This window comes from Pseudomonas sp. NPDC089396 (genome assembly GCF_044749545.1).
In the GTDB taxonomy this organism is placed as follows: Bacteria; Pseudomonadota; Gammaproteobacteria; order Pseudomonadales; family Pseudomonadaceae; genus Aquipseudomonas.
Genome location: NZ_JBIVIC010000014.1, coordinates 59,963 through 75,650, shown reverse-complemented (window position 1 = coordinate 75,650; position 15,688 = coordinate 59,963). Strand labels below are relative to the sequence as shown.

General features: G+C 61.2%; 11 protein-coding genes and 1 other RNA gene. 10 read left to right on the top strand and 2 right to left on the bottom strand.

Going from position 1 to position 15,688, the window contains the following annotated elements:
* The first annotated feature begins 188 nt into the window (after window positions 1-188).
* The 10 genes from ACIPZB_RS22380 to ACIPZB_RS22335 all read left to right on the top strand — a co-directional run bounded on the left by ACIPZB_RS22380 (window position 189) and on the right by ACIPZB_RS22335 (window position 11,578).
* Window positions 189-1,859: a lactate permease LctP family transporter gene (locus ACIPZB_RS22380; RefSeq protein ID WP_400642709.1), complete on the top strand. Its 1,671-nt coding sequence runs from the start codon at window positions 189-191 to the stop codon at window positions 1,857-1,859.
* A gap of 63 nt (window positions 1,860-1,922) precedes the next feature.
* Entirely contained in the window at window positions 1,923-3,068 is a 1,146-nt protein-coding gene (gene lldD / locus ACIPZB_RS22375) for an FMN-dependent L-lactate dehydrogenase LldD (protein WP_008096246.1), read from the top strand.
* 74 nt (window positions 3,069-3,142) lie between these two features.
* Window positions 3,143-5,953, top strand: a complete 2,811-nt coding sequence (locus ACIPZB_RS22370; RefSeq protein ID WP_400642707.1) for an FAD-binding and (Fe-S)-binding domain-containing protein — start codon at window positions 3,143-3,145, stop codon at window positions 5,951-5,953.
* A gap of 511 nt (window positions 5,954-6,464) precedes the next feature.
* Window positions 6,465-6,722, top strand: a complete 258-nt coding sequence (locus tag ACIPZB_RS22365) for a hypothetical protein (protein WP_400642705.1) — start codon at window positions 6,465-6,467, stop codon at window positions 6,720-6,722.
* A 4-nt stretch (window positions 6,723-6,726) separates the two neighbouring features.
* Window positions 6,727-6,975, top strand: a complete 249-nt coding sequence (locus ACIPZB_RS22360) for a DUF3077 domain-containing protein (RefSeq protein ID WP_400642704.1) — start codon at window positions 6,727-6,729, stop codon at window positions 6,973-6,975.
* A 176-nt stretch (window positions 6,976-7,151) separates the two neighbouring features.
* Complete coding sequence (locus ACIPZB_RS22355) at window positions 7,152-7,439, top strand: hypothetical protein (RefSeq protein ID WP_400642703.1); 288 nt, start codon at window positions 7,152-7,154, stop codon at window positions 7,437-7,439.
* Window positions 7,440-7,544: 105 nt separating this feature from the next.
* Window positions 7,545-7,936, top strand: a transfer-messenger RNA (tmRNA) gene (gene ssrA, locus ACIPZB_RS22350).
* Window positions 7,937-8,123: 187 nt separating this feature from the next.
* Window positions 8,124-9,380, top strand: coding sequence for an integrase domain-containing protein (locus ACIPZB_RS22345; RefSeq protein WP_400642701.1), 1,257 nt, complete (start codon window positions 8,124-8,126; stop codon window positions 9,378-9,380).
* 945 nt (window positions 9,381-10,325) lie between these two features.
* Entirely contained in the window at window positions 10,326-11,306 is a 981-nt protein-coding gene (locus ACIPZB_RS22340) for an integrase domain-containing protein (RefSeq protein WP_400642699.1), read from the top strand.
* On the top strand, window positions 11,303-11,578 hold the full coding sequence (locus tag ACIPZB_RS22335; protein ID WP_400642697.1) for a hypothetical protein: 276 nt from the start codon (window positions 11,303-11,305) through the stop codon (window positions 11,576-11,578). The genes ACIPZB_RS22340 and ACIPZB_RS22335 overlap by 4 nt, the downstream gene beginning before the upstream one ends.
* Before the next feature lie 342 nt (window positions 11,579-11,920).
* On the opposite strand, the gene ACIPZB_RS22330 is transcribed toward ACIPZB_RS22335, so the two are convergent.
* Together ACIPZB_RS22330 and ACIPZB_RS22325 are read right to left on the bottom strand one after the other, a co-directional pair.
* The gene (locus tag ACIPZB_RS22330; RefSeq protein WP_400642696.1) at window positions 11,921-12,397 is read right to left on the bottom strand and encodes a hypothetical protein; all 477 of its coding nucleotides are present in this window, start codon (window positions 12,395-12,397) and stop codon (window positions 11,921-11,923) included.
* 89 nt (window positions 12,398-12,486) lie between these two features.
* Window positions 12,487-15,588 carry a type I restriction endonuclease subunit R gene (locus tag ACIPZB_RS22325; protein WP_400642695.1) on the bottom strand — a complete coding sequence of 1,034 codons (3,102 nt, stop codon included), beginning with the start codon at window positions 15,586-15,588 and terminating at the stop codon, window positions 12,487-12,489.
* Window positions 15,589-15,688: the final 100 nt, after the last annotated feature.

Here is a 15,688-nt window from a genome sequence, read left to right as displayed (position 1 = left end):
CACCCATCAGCCACGGATTTTCCCGGGCGATCAGCCAGCCATTCATCGGCACGCGACCAAAGTTTTGCGCGGGACAAATTGACACACCGACAACGGCGCTTTTAACCTAGCGACCAGACATTGTAAATTGGTCTTACCAATTATCCAATGCCAGTGCGAACACCAACAACAATTAGGGGCCACCCCATATGCAAACCTGGCAACAACTCTATTCCCCGCTTGGTAGTCTTGGTCTGTCCGCACTGGCGGCGGTCATCCCTATCGTGTTCTTCTTCCTCGCCCTCGCCGTGTTCCGCCTCAAAGGCCACGTCGCCGGCAGCATCACCCTGGCCCTGTCGATCCTGGTGGCGATCTTCGCCTTCCAGATGCCTGTCGACATGGCCCTCGCCGCCGCGGGCTACGGCTTCCTCTACGGCCTCTGGCCGATTGCCTGGATCATCGTTGCCGCGGTGTTCCTGTACAAACTCACGGTCAAGAGCGGCCAGTTCGAAGTGATCCGCAGCTCGGTGCTGTCGATCACCGACGACCAGCGCCTGCAGGTACTGCTGATCGGCTTCTGCTTCGGTGCCTTCCTCGAAGGCGCGGCCGGCTTTGGCGCCCCGGTGGCCATCACCGCTGCACTGCTGGTGGGCCTGGGCTTCAACCCGCTGTACGCCGCCGGCCTGTGCCTGATCGCCAACACCGCACCAGTGGCCTTCGGCGCCCTGGGCATCCCGATCATCGTGGCCGGCCAGGTCACCGGCATCGACGCCTTCCACATCGGCGCCATGACCGGCCGCCAGCTGCCACTGCTGTCGCTGTTCGTGCCGTTCTGGCTGGTGTTCATGATGGACGGCCTGCGCGGCGTCAAGGAAACCTGGCCCGCAGCGCTGGTCGCCGGCCTGAGCTTCGCCGTGACCCAGTACTTCACGTCCAACTTCATCGGCCCTGAGCTGCCAGACATCACCTCGGCCCTGGCCAGCCTGATCTGCCTCACCCTGTTCCTGAAAGTGTGGCAGCCCAAGCGCTCGTTCGCCCAGGCCAAGGGCAGCGTCGGCGCCGCCGTGGTGCAACCGAGCGGCAGCCAGCCGAGCCCGTACAGCTTCGGCGAGATCTTCAAGGCCTGGTCGCCGTTCCTGATCCTCACCGTGCTGGTCACCATCTGGACCCTGAAACCGTTCAAGGCGGCCTTCGCCCCAGGCGGCGCGATGTACAACTTCGTGTTCAACTTCGCCATCCCGCACCTTGACCAACTGGTGATCAAGACCGCCCCGATCGTCACCGCGCCAACCGCCATGCCAGCGGTGTTCAAGCTCGACCCGATCTCCGCCACCGGCACCGCGATCTTCCTCTCCGCGCTGATCTCCATGGCCGTGCTGAAGATCAACTTCAAAACTGGTCTGACCACTTTCAAGGAAACCTTCTGGGAGCTCCGCTGGCCAATCCTGTCGATCGGCATGGTGCTGGCGTTCGCCTTCGTCACCAACTACTCGGGCATGTCTTCGACCATGGCCCTGGTCCTGGCCGGCACCGGCGCCGCGTTCCCGTTCTTCTCGCCGTTCCTCGGCTGGCTGGGCGTATTCCTGACAGGCTCGGACACCTCGTCCAACGCCCTGTTCAGCTCGCTGCAGGCCACCACCGCGCACCAGATCGGGGTCAACGACACCCTGCTGGTGGCCGCCAACACCAGCGGCGGCGTGACCGGCAAGATGATCTCGCCACAGTCCATCGCCGTGGCCTGCGCCGCCACCGGCCTGGTCGGCAAGGAATCGGACCTGTTCCGCTTCACCGTCAAGCACAGCCTGTTCTTCGCCACCATCGTCGGCCTGATCACCCTGATCCAGGCTTACTGGCTGACCGGCATGCTGGTTCATCACTAAAGTGAAAGGGGCCGGGCGCCCGAGCGCGCCCGGCATCTCCTTCAACCCACGCTGCGAGAATCCATGATCATTTCCGCCTCCACCGACTATCGCGCCGCGGCCCAACGCAAGCTGCCCCCGTTCCTCTTCCACTACGCCGACGGCGGCGCCTACGCCGAGCACACCCTGCGCCACAACGTCTCGGACCTGGCCAGCATCGCCCTGCGCCAGCGCGTGCTGAAGAACATGTCCGAGCTCAGCCTGGAAACCAAGCTGTTCGACGAAACCCTGAGCATGCCCGTGGCCCTGGCCCCGGTCGGCCTCACCGGCATGTACGCCCGCCGTGGCGAAGTGCAGGCGGCGCGTGCCGCGGCAGCCCATGGCATTCCGTTCACCATGTCGACCGTTTCGGTCTGCCCGATTGAAGAAGTCGCGCCCGCCATCAACCGGCCGATGTGGTTCCAGCTGTACGTGCTCAAGGACCGCGGCTTCATGCGCAACGCCCTGGAGCGAGCCAAGGCCGCCGGCGTGAAAACCCTGGTGTTCACCGTCGACATGCCGGTACCCGGTGCCCGCTACCGCGACGCCCACTCCGGCATGAGCGGGGCCAACGGGCCGATGCGCCGCGTGCTGCAGGCCATGACCCACCCCGAATGGGCCTGGGACGTTGGCGTGATGGGCCGCCCGCATGACCTGGGCAACATCTCCAAGTACCGCGGCAACCCCACGGGCCTGGCCGACTACATCGGCTGGCTGGGGAACAACTTCGACCCGTCGATCTCCTGGAAGGACCTGGAGTGGATCCGCGAGTTCTGGGACGGCCCGATGATCATCAAGGGCATCCTCGACGCCGACGACGCCCGTGACGCGGTCAAGTTCGGCGCCGACGGCATCGTCGTCTCCAACCACGGCGGCCGCCAGCTCGACGGCGTGCTGTCCAGCGCCCGCGCCCTGCCGGCGATTGCCGACGCGGTGAAAGGCGACCTGAAGATCCTCGCCGACTCCGGCATCCGCAGCGGCCTCGACGTGGTGCGCATGATCGCCCTGGGCGCCGACACCGTGCTGATCGGCCGCGCCTTCCTCTGGGCCTTGGCCGTGCATGGCCAGGCCGGGGTGAAGAACCTGCTCGAACTGTTCGAGAAAGAAATGCGCGTGGCCATGGTGCTGACCGGCGCCAAGTCGATCAGCGAGATCAGCCGCGACTCGCTGGTCCGCGAACTGGGCGCCTGAGCGCCCGCCACACCACCGCCTGAATGACCGGGGCACACGGCGCGCCAGACGCCGTGGCCCCGCGAGGAGATTGCATGAGCCTGCCCGCCGCGTTCCTGCGTGATGTCGAGCACCTGATTCCCGCCGAACGCCGCTTCGACGACCCGACCTCGACATTGGCCTTCGGCACCGACGCCAGCTTCTACCGGCTGATCCCCAAGCTGGTGGTGCGCGTCGAGTCCGAAGACGAAGTGGTCGGCCTGATCCAGCTGGCCCAACGCGAGCGCGTGCCGGTCACCTTCCGCGCTGCCGGCACCAGCCTCTCCGGCCAGGCCATCAGCGACTCGGTGCTGATCGTGCTCGGCGACAACTGGGGCGGTAAAGAAATTCGTGGCCAGGGCGAGCAGATCCGCCTGCAGCCCGGCGTGATCGGCGCCCAGGCCAACGCCTGGCTGGCCCCCTACGGGCGCAAGATCGGCCCGGACCCGGCGTCGATCAACGCCTGCAAGATCGGCGGCATCGTCGCCAACAATGCCAGCGGCATGTGCTGCGGCACTGCACAGAACACCTACCACACCCTCGCCGGCCTGCGCCTGGTGCTGGCCGATGGCACTCGCTTCGACAGCGAAGACCCGGCCAGCGTCGCCGCCTTCGAGAAGAGCCACGCCGTCCTGCTCGAATCGCTGGCCCGCCTGGGTCGTGAAACCCGCGCCAACACCGAACTGGCCGGCCGCATCCGGCACAAATACCGGCTGAAGAACACCACAGGTCTGTCACTCAACGCGCTGGTGGACTACGACCAGCCGCTGGATATCCTGCAGCACCTGTTGGTCGGTTCCGAAGGGACCCTGGGCTTCATCAGTGCCGTCACCTACGACACCGTGCCCGATCACCCGCACAAGGCCAGCGCACTGCTGGTATTCCCCAGCGTGGAAAGCTGCTGCCGCGCCGTCACCGTGCTCAAGCGCCAGCCCGTGTCCGCAGTAGAGCTGCTGGACCGTCGCAGTCTGCGCTCGGTGCAGAACATGCCGGGCATGCCGCTGTGGGTGAAGGGCCTGTCGGACAACGCCTGCGCCCTGCTGATCGAATCCCGCGCCGCCAGCCAGAGCTTGCTGCACGAGCAGCTGCAGCAGGTCATGGCGTCCATCGCCGAATACCCGCTGGAACAGAAGGTCGACTTCAGCGAAGACCCAGCGGTGTACAACCAGCTGTGGAAAATCCGCAAGGACACCTTCCCCGCCGTCGGCGCCGTGCGCCAGACCGGCACCACGGTGATCATCGAAGACGTGACCTTCCCCATCGAGCAACTGGCCGAGGGCGTCAACCGCCTGATCCAACTGTTCGACAAGCACCACTATGACGAAGCGATCATCTTCGGCCATGCCCTGGAGGGCAACCTGCACTTCGTCTTCACCCAGGGCTTCAACAGTGCCGAGGAAGTCGCGCGCTACCAGGCCTTCATGGACGACGTGGCGCACCTGGTGGCCGTGGAGTTCGGCGGCTCGCTCAAGGCCGAGCACGGCACCGGCCGCAACATGGCGCCGTTCGTGGAGCTGGAGTGGGGGCACGATGCCTACCAACTGATGTGGGCGCTCAAGCGCCTGCTCGACCCCAACGGCATCCTCAACCCCGACGTGGTGCTGAGCGAAGACCCGGACATCCACCTGAAAAACCTCAAGCCGCTGCCCGCTGCCGACGAGATCGTCGACAAGTGCATCGAATGCGGCTTCTGCGAACCGGTCTGTCCGTCCAAGGGCCTGACCCTCAGCCCGCGCCAGCGCATCGTCATGTGGCGCGACATCCAGGCCAAGAAACGCGCCGGCATCGATACCCGCGAGCTACTGCAGACCTTCCAATACCAGGGCATCGACACCTGCGCCGCCACCGGCCTGTGCGCCCAGCGCTGCCCGGTGGGCATCAACACCGGCGAGCTGGTTAAGAAGCTGCGCAGCCAGGCGGCCGAGCATGGCAAGGCCGCCGACTGGCTGGCCGAGCACTTCCACACCGCACTGAGCGGCGCACGCCTGACCCTCACTGCCGCCAACACCGCCCGCAAATTGCTGGGCGCCCCGCGCCTAAGCCGTCTGAGCGCGACCTTGAGCAAGGTCAGCAAAGGTCGCCTGCCGCAATGGACCCCGGCCATGCCGCAGCCCCTGCGCAGCATCGACATCGGCCCGGCAAGCAACGACGCCCGGCCACGGGTGGTGTACCTGGCCGCCTGCGTATCGCGGGTGATGGGCCCCGCCTACGACGACCGCGAGCAAAGCTCACTGCTCGACAAGACCCGCGCCCTGCTGGAGAAGGCCGGCTATCAGGTAGTGTTCCCCGACAACGCCGACAGCCTGTGCTGTGGCCAGCCGTTCGCGTCCAAGGGCTACCCCGAGCAGGCCGAGCACAAGCGCCAGGAGCTGATCAACGCGCTGCTGCACGCCAGCCGCGGCGGGCTTGATCCGATCTATTGCGACACCAGCCCCTGTACCCTGCGGTTGGTGCAGGATCTGGGCGACACCCGCTTGGACCTCTACGACCCGGTGCGCTTCATCCGTACCCATCTGGTGGACAAGCTGGAGTTCACTCCGCAGGACGAACCGGTGGCCGTGCATGTGACCTGCAGCACCCAGCACCTTGGCGAGAGCCAGGCGCTGATTGACCTGGCGCGGCGGTGCAGCAAGCAGGTGGTGATTCCGGAAGGGATTCACTGTTGTGGGTTTGCGGGGGACAAGGGGTTCACCACGCCGGAGCTGAATGCGCATTCGCTGCGGAGCCTGAAGGATGCGGTGCAGTATTGCAGTGAAGGGATTTCTACCAGCCGGACGTGTGAGATTGGGTTGTCCAGCCATAGCGGGATCGACTATCACGGGTTGGTTTACCTGGTTGATCGCGTTACCCGACCGCGCACTCTCTGAGCCATCCCGGGGCCGCTTTGCGGCCCAATCGCCGGCAAGCCGGCTCCCACAGGTACAGCGCCGCTCTCAAAAGTAGCGCTCTACCTGCGGCAGTAACTGACTAGCCCAAATTCATGCCCCAACGCCGCCCTCCTGTAGGAGCTGGCTTGCCAGCGATCGAGGGCGCAGCCCTCGCCTACCCCCTCCAGCCGTAAGACTTTTCCCAATCTGCAACCAAATGCTTCTGAATTGGACACTTTGGGAATTATCCTACGATCGCTACTGAAGTTTCGCTGTTGTTGCCTACGAGCATCAGGGCTAATTTCCCAGAGTCGTTTTCGAACGATGTGGGTGTGAGAACCCTGTAAACATGACAGCAGCCTCGTTATGGCAGCCTTGCGCGGGCAGACCTCGGTCTGGCCGGCTTTCCCATGTTTACCGGTTTCTCACCCCGCGCATGGCTGCCACCCCAATCCCGTGAGAAGGATCGAAATGGCAGCTCCCGTTGCGTAAACAAACTGGGAACTCCACCATGAAGAAAATCGTCCCCGACCCACCCCGCCTCACCCCCTACTTCTCCATCCACAGCGACATGCCCCCACCCGACGCCCTGGCCCACGCCAGCGAGCTCCTACGCGGCGTCGCCGAAACCATCGACGAACACTGCCGCATCCATTCCGGCGAATCAGGCTTGAGCATGCTCGGCAACGCCGCGCACGCCTCCGAGACCTCAAGAGCCCTGATCGAGCATGCCTTGACCGGCCTGCACCAATCGAAAGCCCAGGAGTGAAGCCATGAATGACCCACTCAAGCACGCGACCACCGCCGGCCACGAGACATTCGACCTCTTCCGCCTGCAACCCGGCGTCCCCTTCGACCACGCCTTCAGCCAGCTCTCGGTCCTACTCGGCTGCATCCGCCACCTGACCACCGAAGCCGAAATGGAAAACGACCGCAAAGCCGGCAGCGCTGCCAGAATCCTCAGCGAAATGGCCAAGGCCCTGATCGACGACCTGGAACTCGGCATGAACAAACACCCCTGACCCCCACCGCAACCGGCCCCCACCCCGCGACCGGTGTGGGAGCCGGCTTGCCGGCGATGAGGCCAGCACAGACACCCCTCATGTCGCCAAGCCACCACCCCAATGGAACCCTCTTCAAGCCCCAGCAGTCCACCCTTACAGGCCCACCCTCCAGAGGCCTTGCAAAGGAGACACCCATGAAAGGTACTGCGCTTTCCGCCCTCTTCGCGGCCGCCACCCTCCTGGCGTCCCCGGTGTTCGCCGCCGACGACCTCTGCGCCGCCAACCTGCAGAAGATCAACGACAGCATGACCACCGCCGGCGCCACCTCCGAAGGCCTGGACAAGGCCCTGACCGAGCACGTCGACAAAGCCAAGGCCGCCCAAGCCGCGGGCGACGACAAGCAATGCATCGCCATCACCAGCAAAGTGCTGGAGCGCCTGGAGAAAACCGAAAAAGGCGGCGGCTCGTCCGGCGGTGCTTGAGCCTGAGCGGGCGGCGACGGAACCTGCTGTCGACGCCGCCCGCACAAAGGCGTATACTTCGCTCAGCGTGCCGAAAGGTACGTGAGCTTAGACAGCTGTAAGCGTGGGGCCGATTAGGATTCGACGCCGGTAGCGAAACTCTAGGTGCATGCCGAGTTGGTAACAGAACTCGTAAATCCACTGTTGCAACTTTCTATAGTTGCCAATGACGAAAACTACGAGGGTTACGCTCTCGCTGCGTAAGCAGCTGAGCCCGCTCTCCTGGTAGCTTCGGCTCCAGCAATCATCAGGGGATGCCTGTAAACCCGAAATGATTGTCATACAGAACAGGATCGTCGTGTAGCACGTTGGGGGCAAAGCGACTAAAACTTACCCAACTCGTCCAAAGCACCCTGCCCGTCGGGCGGCTGCGGATTAACTCAGTAGACACGGCTAAGCATGTAGTACCGACAGCGGAGTACTGGCGGACGGGGGTTCAAATCCCCCCGGCTCCACCAAATGATCAATCAAAGACGTCCACGGACGTCTTTTTTTGTGCCTGTAAGCCAGTAAATACGCGGCTTACAGCGCTTTTGCGGTCTTTTGAAAGTTTTTGAGTTCCAGCCATTCGGGTATTCCAGGCGGTATTCCACCTCACCCGGTGCTAATCTTTGGAATACCGAATCAGTGCCTGAGGAGAATCTCATGCCTGCTCAGAACCTCCGTCTCTCCGATCGACAGCTCAAGGGAGTCAAACCCGCGTCCAAGGATTACGTCCTCACTGACGGCGACGGTTTGCAGCTCCGCGTACGCAGCAACGGCTCGTTGCTGTGGAATTTCAACTACCGCGAACCGGTGACCAAAAAGCGCATCAACATCGGCTTCGGGACCTACCCCGAACTGTCACTGGCGAACGCACGAAAGAAGGCAGTCGAAGCCCGCGAGCTGCTCGCCCAAGGCATCGATCCAAAGGTGCAGCGCAATACGTTGAATGAAGCCAAGCGCGCAGAAACTGAACACACCTTCGAGAACGTAGCCACCGCCTGGTTCGAGCTCAAGAAAGACTCGGTGACCCCGGCCTACGCCGAGGATATTTGGCGGTCGCTCACGCTGCATGTGTTCCCCGATTTGAAGACGACACCACTGACGAAAATCACCGCACCGATGGTGATCGGATTGCTTCGTCCAATCGAAGCGAAAGGCAGCTTGGAGACGGTGAAACGCCTTAGCCAGCGGCTAAACGAGATCATGACCTACGGCGTGAACTCAGGCCTGATCTTCGCCAACCCTCTTAGCGGCATCAGGGCAGTATTCAAAAAACCCAAGAAAGAGAACATGGCTGCGCTCCCACCTGAGGAGCTCCCCGAGCTCATGCTGGAGATTGCGAACGCCAGTATCAAACGCACGACCCGCTGCTTGATCGAATGGCAGTTACACACGATGACTCGCCCCGCTGAGGCGGCAACTACTCGCTGGGCAGACATCGATTTTGAAAGGCGTGTCTGGACTATCCCGGCGGAGCGGATGAAGAAGCGCCGCCCACATAGCATCCCGTTGAGTGATCACGCTGTCGCACTGCTGGAGTCACTGAAGACTCACAGCGGCCATCGCGAATACGTCTTCCCGGCCGATAGAAATCCACGCACCCACGCCAATAGCCAGACCGCCAACATGGCATTGAAACGCATGGGCTTTCAGGATCGATTGGTCAGCCACGGTATGCGCTCGATGGCCAGCACCATCTTGAATGAACATGGGTGGGACCCGGAACTCATTGAGGTCGCACTGGCGCATGTCGACAAGGATGAAGTGCGGAGCGCTTACAACCGGGCCGACTACATCGAGCGCCGGCGCCCGATGATGGCGTGGTGGAGTGAGTACATCCAGAAGGCCGCCACCGGCAGTCTGCTTGCCTCAGCATACGGCCAAGTCAGAGACAAGAACGTGGTGCCGATCCGCTAGCGCTGTAAAGGCGCAATAACGGCGGCGACAGCAACTGAGCGGTCAAGATTCAGGAAAAGCAGCCTCGTTTTTCCGCTTTTCAGCACGGGTCCATCCAAACAGGGCTGCAAAGCCGCCCTGTTTGGATGGACCTCACTTTGAAGAGCTAAAAGCCACGACGTTGTCCAGGATTTACCACGGAATTCCACCGATGGATAACCTCTTTTCACGTCCCCAAGAGCGCTGAGCTTCGGCCCTTGACCGGGTTTATCCACAGGCGTAGAACTGGCCCTGCAAGCGCTGTCGATGACAGCACCCCAGGTGACCCGAACCTTAAAGGTCACGCCGCTCCCGCGGTGGTTCTTCCCAAAGGCGATTCGCATCCGGCAGCTCGCCCGGTCACCTCCCCGGTGATGGATGCTCTTACACCTATGGCCCTCGTGCGCCAGATACACCGGACCTCGCTGCACTGCAGCAACCTATCCGCTTGGCCGACTATTGCGCCAACCTGTGCCCGTCTCTTTCTGTGGAAAGAGACGGGCACTTCTAACGCTGCTGCAGCCCTGATCGCATATGGCTTTGCGGCAATCCCCCTCGTGACAATCGGCGTGACAAACGCCGATGTCACCAGCAACAGCGCTGTAGATGATGGTGCCGCAGACCAAGGAATGGACTGCACCTGACTGACAGTCAGGCATGCCCCGGTCATCGCATTACTGCTTGCACCTGGCTCAGGATCTCGCGGCAATGGTCTCGTCAGCCAATGCAGCCTCCACCCGCCCACCGGTAACGGTGCTCAGGAGGCCAGATCATGAGATGCCCTTGCTCCCGGTTGTAAGGAGCCGCCAGTCCCGCGAAGAGGACATTCCCCACAGGTCGCAGGGGCCTTGATCCCTGATAACACTCAGCATTCTTGGCGGGATGACGTGGGGCGAGGAGTGGAGTGCAGAAGATGAGGTGACCGACATGGCATTGGTGGGTAGGCGTGACGGCCGTAATTTTGGGTACGGCAGACAATTGAGCTACGCAGGGCCGCAGGCACTGAAGGACATGTTCGGCGGCGGTCATTACGGCACGGTCAAGGCGCACACTGATCGGTGGCAGACATTCGTGAAGTGGTGCCGCTCCGAACAGGGGCCCGGTATCAATGATGCGCGGCAGATTGATCGGAAAGTGTTGTCCGACTATGCGGCGTATCTGCACGGCCTTGTTAGGCGCGGTGATCTCGCCGTCAGCACAGCACAAAATCGGCTATCCAGCATTAACAGGACCATGGCGGCGCTTCGCGGTGATCAGTGCGTGAAATTGCCAAGCCCGAGCAAGGCGTTGGGTATGCAACGCACCGTAGTTCGCCAGTCGATGCCACAGGGCCAAGACCGCGAACAGGTTATGCAGATCGTCGATGCACTTTGCCGCCAACATCAACAACGCTCCGCCGCGATCGTTCTGCTGGCACGAGCCACCGGCATGCGCTTGCGTGAGGCCATTTTGGCTGACCTACCCCGGCTAAGCCGTGAGGCTAACGACCTAGGCAGGATTAACATTCAAGATGGTACTAAAGGCGGCCGCGCTGGCGCTTCGGCACCGCGTTGGATTGCGGTGGACGACCATATTCGAGGTGCGCTTGGGTTTGCACGGCAGGTGTCGCCTGCGGGCAGCCGCAACCTGATTGCGCCACACGAAAGCTACCTAAGTCTTCTGCAAGACATCATCCGCCCTGCGCGGGACATCCTGCATGCACACAACCTTAAAGGCTTCCATGAGCTACGAGCAGCGTACGCATGCGAACGCTATGAGCAAATCACCCAGCACCCTGCGCCTATCAACGGCGGCCAATGTTGCCAGGCAGATAGGAATCTAAATCGTGAGGCCCGAAAGAAAATCAGCTACGAGCTGGGGCACGGTCGGATCGACGTGGTCGCGGCCTACATTGGAGGGCGCTCATGAGCAAGCCATTCGACATGGAGCTGTTCTTGGCTGCTGTGCTGACGGGATCGAACGCAACGCGGCAGCGTCATTTACGGCAAGCAAAGATGATTCAAGCTGGGATATCTGAACGCTGGCAGCTGGAAACACCTTGGGCCTGGAAGAAAAAACATCTTGCTTGGTTTCTCGACCACCGACTAGCGGGACGATGCAAGGCAACTCGATATTACTACCTGCTGACCGTGCGGCTGCTGGCCCGCCGTTTAGAAAGAGCTTGGGTCTTCAAGTGCTAAGAAGGTGTGACTTTGACAATCACGACCGACCGCAACCGACCCAGGCTGTGTGAAAACCTCTCGACCGATGTGGCTGTTCAAAAAACATCCTAAAAATTGCGCGCCTACGCAAAATCTGGGTCTGCTGAGCCGCCATCTCTATTCAGATTTAACGTACGAGCGCGATCATCGAAAGCAGCGGGGGTTTTCACACAGCCTGGACCCATAGCTGCCTCTCGCGAAGGGCAGCAATCGACCAGAAGGGTCGCTCACCTCAGACAGCTTACGTTTGGTTGAGAGGGGCTTTAGCCCGTCCTAGTGAGCGAGGCGAAAGGTTTTAACCAGTTGTTAGACGTCAATGAGCTACGGGAGGAAAGGACAGTAGCCATGCTTTTTATCAAACTCAAGACCTTTGGATATTTCAAAGCTGCCGTGGAGATAGTGCTTGCGATCCTCTCCTTGTGCTAAGCGACAACCTAAGCGCTCAACCATTGGACTGATTCCCGCATGCTCATCGATCCACTCGTTATAGCCAGAAATTGATGGTCCGCCTACATTTATGACGAACTCGACGCCATAGAAAAGAAAGCAAAAAAGTGTTTCCTGCCGCCTGTTCATAAAAAGCCCAAAGCCAAAGCCGGCTTGAACCCATTCATTCGTGAGAGGGTGTTGCATCAATGTATCGTGGGGGAACACGCGTCTCTGCGAAAATGGCCATTCTTTAAAATTGTTTCCATACCGAGCGTATTCGCGAACGTTGTCAAAGAAAGGCTCGTTACTCAAATGATATGGGCCTTGGGAGCTTTCGCAGAACAACTCTGCAACCGCCTCGTAAGCCATTTTGCAAAGAAACCTCGACATTTCCAAGTTGGCGAGCGAGCGATGAGGTGACCGTCATGGCATTTGTAGGTACATACCGGCAGCCAGTCCTACATCCATGCCTCACAGAGCGTCTCAGCCTGCGCCAGCACTAGTTGTGCCGCCGCCTCCTGCTGATCCGGCGGATACTTATATTTACGCAGGATGCGCTTGACCAGAAGCCGCAGCTTGGCCCGCACACTGTCACGATTACTCCAGTCCACGGTCACGTTCTGGCGCAGGCTATCTGTCAGCTCATGGGCGATCTTGGCTAGGATCTCATCGCCCAACTCTCGCACCGAGGCCTCGTTATTGGCCAGCGCATCGTAGAAAGCCAACTCGTCATCATTCAGGCCCAGCACATCTCCACGCTTGCTCGCTGCGGCAAATTTCTTGGCCATCTCGATCAGCTCTTCGATGACCTGGGCGGTCTCGATGGAGCGGTTCTGGTAGCGCTTGATCACGCTATCGAGCAGCTCGGAGAACTTCTTCTCCTGGGCCAGGTTGCTGGCGAACTTGCTCTTGATCTCACCCTCCAGCAGGCGCTCCAGTAGCTCAACCGCCAGGTTTTTCTCCGGTAGGTTGCGCACCTCGGCAAGAAACTCGTCATCGAGCAGGCCGATGTTGGGCTTGTCCAGACCGACCGCCTCGAACACATCCACCACCTCGCCGGAGACTACGGCATTGCCGATGATCTGGCGGATCGCCAGCTCACGTTCTTCGTCGGTTTTCTTTTGGGCGCTAATGTCACGCTTGGTCAGCAGCACCTTGATGGCCTGTAGGAAAGCGACTTCCTCCCGAACGACTTTGGCCTCGTCCAGGGTGCAGCACAGGGTAAAGGCCTTGCTCATGGCCAGGGCATTGTCGGCAAATCGCTTCTTGCCATCCTCCAGCCCCAGCACATGGTTGGCGGCACCGGCCAGTAGCTTGTGCCCGCCAGTCAGGAAGTCGCCGTAATCGAAACCATACAGCAGGCTACGTAGCACATCGAGCTTTTCCTCCAGCACCGCATAGGCTTCATGGGCATCGACGGTGGGGCGCCCCCTGCCATTGCTGGCGGTGTATTCCTTGAGCGCCGCCTTCAGCTCGTTGGCAATGCCGATGTAATCCACTACCAGGCCGCCCTGCTTGTCCTTGAACACCCGGTTCACCCGGGCGATGGCCTGCATCAGGTTATGGCCCTTCATCGGCTTGTCGACATACAGGGTATGCACGCAGGGCGCATCGAAACCGGTCAGCCACATATCGCGGACGATCACCAATTGCAGCGGATCGGCAGGGTCCTTGAAACGTTTCTCCAGGCGCTTCTTCACCTGCCCCGGGTAAATATGCGGGCGCAGCAGTGCCTTGTCCGATGCGCTACCGGTCATGACGATCTTCACCGCGCCCTTCTCCGGATCCTCATCGTGCCATTCGGGGCGCAGGGCGATGATCTCGTTGTACAGGTGCACGCAGATCTCACGACTCATGGCCACCACCATGGCCTTGCCGTTTTGCGCCTGGTTGCGTTCCTCGAAGTGCGCCACCAAATCGGCCGCCACGCTCTTGATACGCGGCTCGGCTCCCACGACTTTTTCCAACGCGGCCCAGCGCGACTTCAAGCGTGACTGCTGATCCTCTTCCTCATCCTCGGCCAGCTCGTCGACCTCGTCGTCGATATGCGCCAGCTCCGAGTCTTTGAGCGACAGCTTGGCCAACCGCGACTCGTAGTAGATGGCCACGGTGGCGCCATCTTCCTTGGCCTGCTGCATGTCGTAGATGTGGATGTAGTCGCCGAACACCGCACGGGTATCACGATCTTCGCTGGACACCGGCGTACCGGTAAAGGCCACGAAGGTAGCGTTGGGCAGAGCGTCGCGCAGATGCTGGGCATAACCCACCTGATAGCGAGCACTGACCTCGGCCACCTTCAAGTCCTGCACCTTCAGCGAAGCACTGAAGCCATATTGGGTGCGGTGCGCCTCGTCGGCCACCACCACGATGTTCGAGCGCGTGGACAACACCGGGAAGCTGTCTTCATCCTCGCCCGGCATGAACTTCTGGATGGTGGCGAAGACAATGCCGCCACTGGGGCGGTTGACCAGTTTCTCGCGCAGATCACCGCGGGTAAGCGCCTGTACTGGCTGTTCACGCAGCAGATCCTGCGACAGCGAGAACACGCCGAACAGTTGGCCATCCAGGTCGTTGCGGTCGGTGATCACTACGATGGTCGGGTTCTCCATCGCCGCTTCCTGCATCACTCGGGCGGCGAAGCAGGTCATGGTGATGCTCTTGCCCGAGCCCTGGGTATGCCAGACCACCCCGCCCTTGTGCGTGCCGCCGGGGCGCGAGGCGATCACCGCTTGCTGGATCGCCGCACGCACGGCATGGAACTGGTGATAGCCGGCAATCTTCTTCACCAGCCTTCCGTCATCCTCGAACAGCACGAAGTAGCGTAGGTAATCCAGCAGCATCGCCGGCTGCAGCACGCCACGCACCAGCGTCTCCAGCTCGTTGAACTCACCCAGCGGATCCACCGTGACCCCATCGATGGTGCGCCAGCGGGCGAAGCGCTCGATATCTGCAGACAGTGAGCCCATGCGCGCCTCGCTGCCATCGCTGATCACCAGAATCTCGTTGTAGTGAAAGACGTCCGGAATCTGCTCCTTGTAGGTCTGGAGCTGGTCGAACGCCTTTACCAAATCGGCATTCACATCCGCCGGGTTCTTCAACTCCAGCAGCACCAGTGGCAGGCCGTTGACGAACAGGATGATGTCCGGCCGGCGCGTATGTTTCGGCCCCTGGATGCTGAACTGGTTGATCACCAGCCACTCGTTGGCCCGCACATCTATCCAGTCGATCAACCGCACGAAATCGCCACGGGTCTCGCCGTCCTTCTGGTATTGCACCGGCACACCGCCGACCAGCAGACGATGAAACAGGCGGTTGGCGGACAGCTGCACCGGCACGCCCAGCTCCAGCACCTGGCGCAAGGCGTCCTCACGCGCCGCCAGTGGGATCTGCGGGTTTAGCCGGGCGATGGCCGTGCGCAGGCGCATGGTCAACAGCACGTCGCGATAGCTCTCGCGCTCGGGGTTGTCGCCGTCGTGGGCAATGTCCGGCCCATAGAGGTGCGCGTAACCCAGCTCAGTGAGCCAGCCGAGGGTTTCCTGTTCCAGTTGGTCTTCGGTCATATCCGTCCTTAACGAGCCTTACCTGGCATCTGTGCAAGCTCAATGCGATCCACTTAGTCGATTACAGTTGCGATAACGGGCTATCTACCCCAAATCAGCG

Excerpts from the sequence above, each read along its gene's own strand:
- ACIPZB_RS22380 (WP_400642709.1), top strand. The coding sequence starts at position 189 with ATGCAAACCTGGCAACAACTCTATTCCCCGCTTGGTAGTCTTGGTCTG.
- lldD (WP_008096246.1), top strand. The coding sequence starts at position 1,923 with ATGATCATTTCCGCCTCCACCGACTATCGCGCCGCGGCCCAACGCAAG.
- ACIPZB_RS22370 (WP_400642707.1), top strand. The coding sequence starts at position 3,143 with ATGAGCCTGCCCGCCGCGTTCCTGCGTGATGTCGAGCACCTGATTCCC.
- ACIPZB_RS22365 (WP_400642705.1), top strand. The coding sequence starts at position 6,465 with ATGAAGAAAATCGTCCCCGACCCACCCCGCCTCACCCCCTACTTCTCC.
- ACIPZB_RS22360 (WP_400642704.1), top strand. The coding sequence starts at position 6,727 with ATGAATGACCCACTCAAGCACGCGACCACCGCCGGCCACGAGACATTC.
- ACIPZB_RS22355 (WP_400642703.1), top strand. The coding sequence starts at position 7,152 with ATGAAAGGTACTGCGCTTTCCGCCCTCTTCGCGGCCGCCACCCTCCTG.
- ACIPZB_RS22345 (WP_400642701.1), top strand. The coding sequence starts at position 8,124 with ATGCCTGCTCAGAACCTCCGTCTCTCCGATCGACAGCTCAAGGGAGTC.
- ACIPZB_RS22340 (WP_400642699.1), top strand. The coding sequence starts at position 10,326 with ATGGCATTGGTGGGTAGGCGTGACGGCCGTAATTTTGGGTACGGCAGA.
- ACIPZB_RS22335 (WP_400642697.1), top strand. The coding sequence starts at position 11,303 with ATGAGCAAGCCATTCGACATGGAGCTGTTCTTGGCTGCTGTGCTGACG.
- ACIPZB_RS22330 (WP_400642696.1), bottom strand. The coding sequence starts at position 12,397 with ATGGCTTACGAGGCGGTTGCAGAGTTGTTCTGCGAAAGCTCCCAAGGC.
- ACIPZB_RS22325 (WP_400642695.1), bottom strand. The coding sequence starts at position 15,588 with ATGACCGAAGACCAACTGGAACAGGAAACCCTCGGCTGGCTCACTGAG.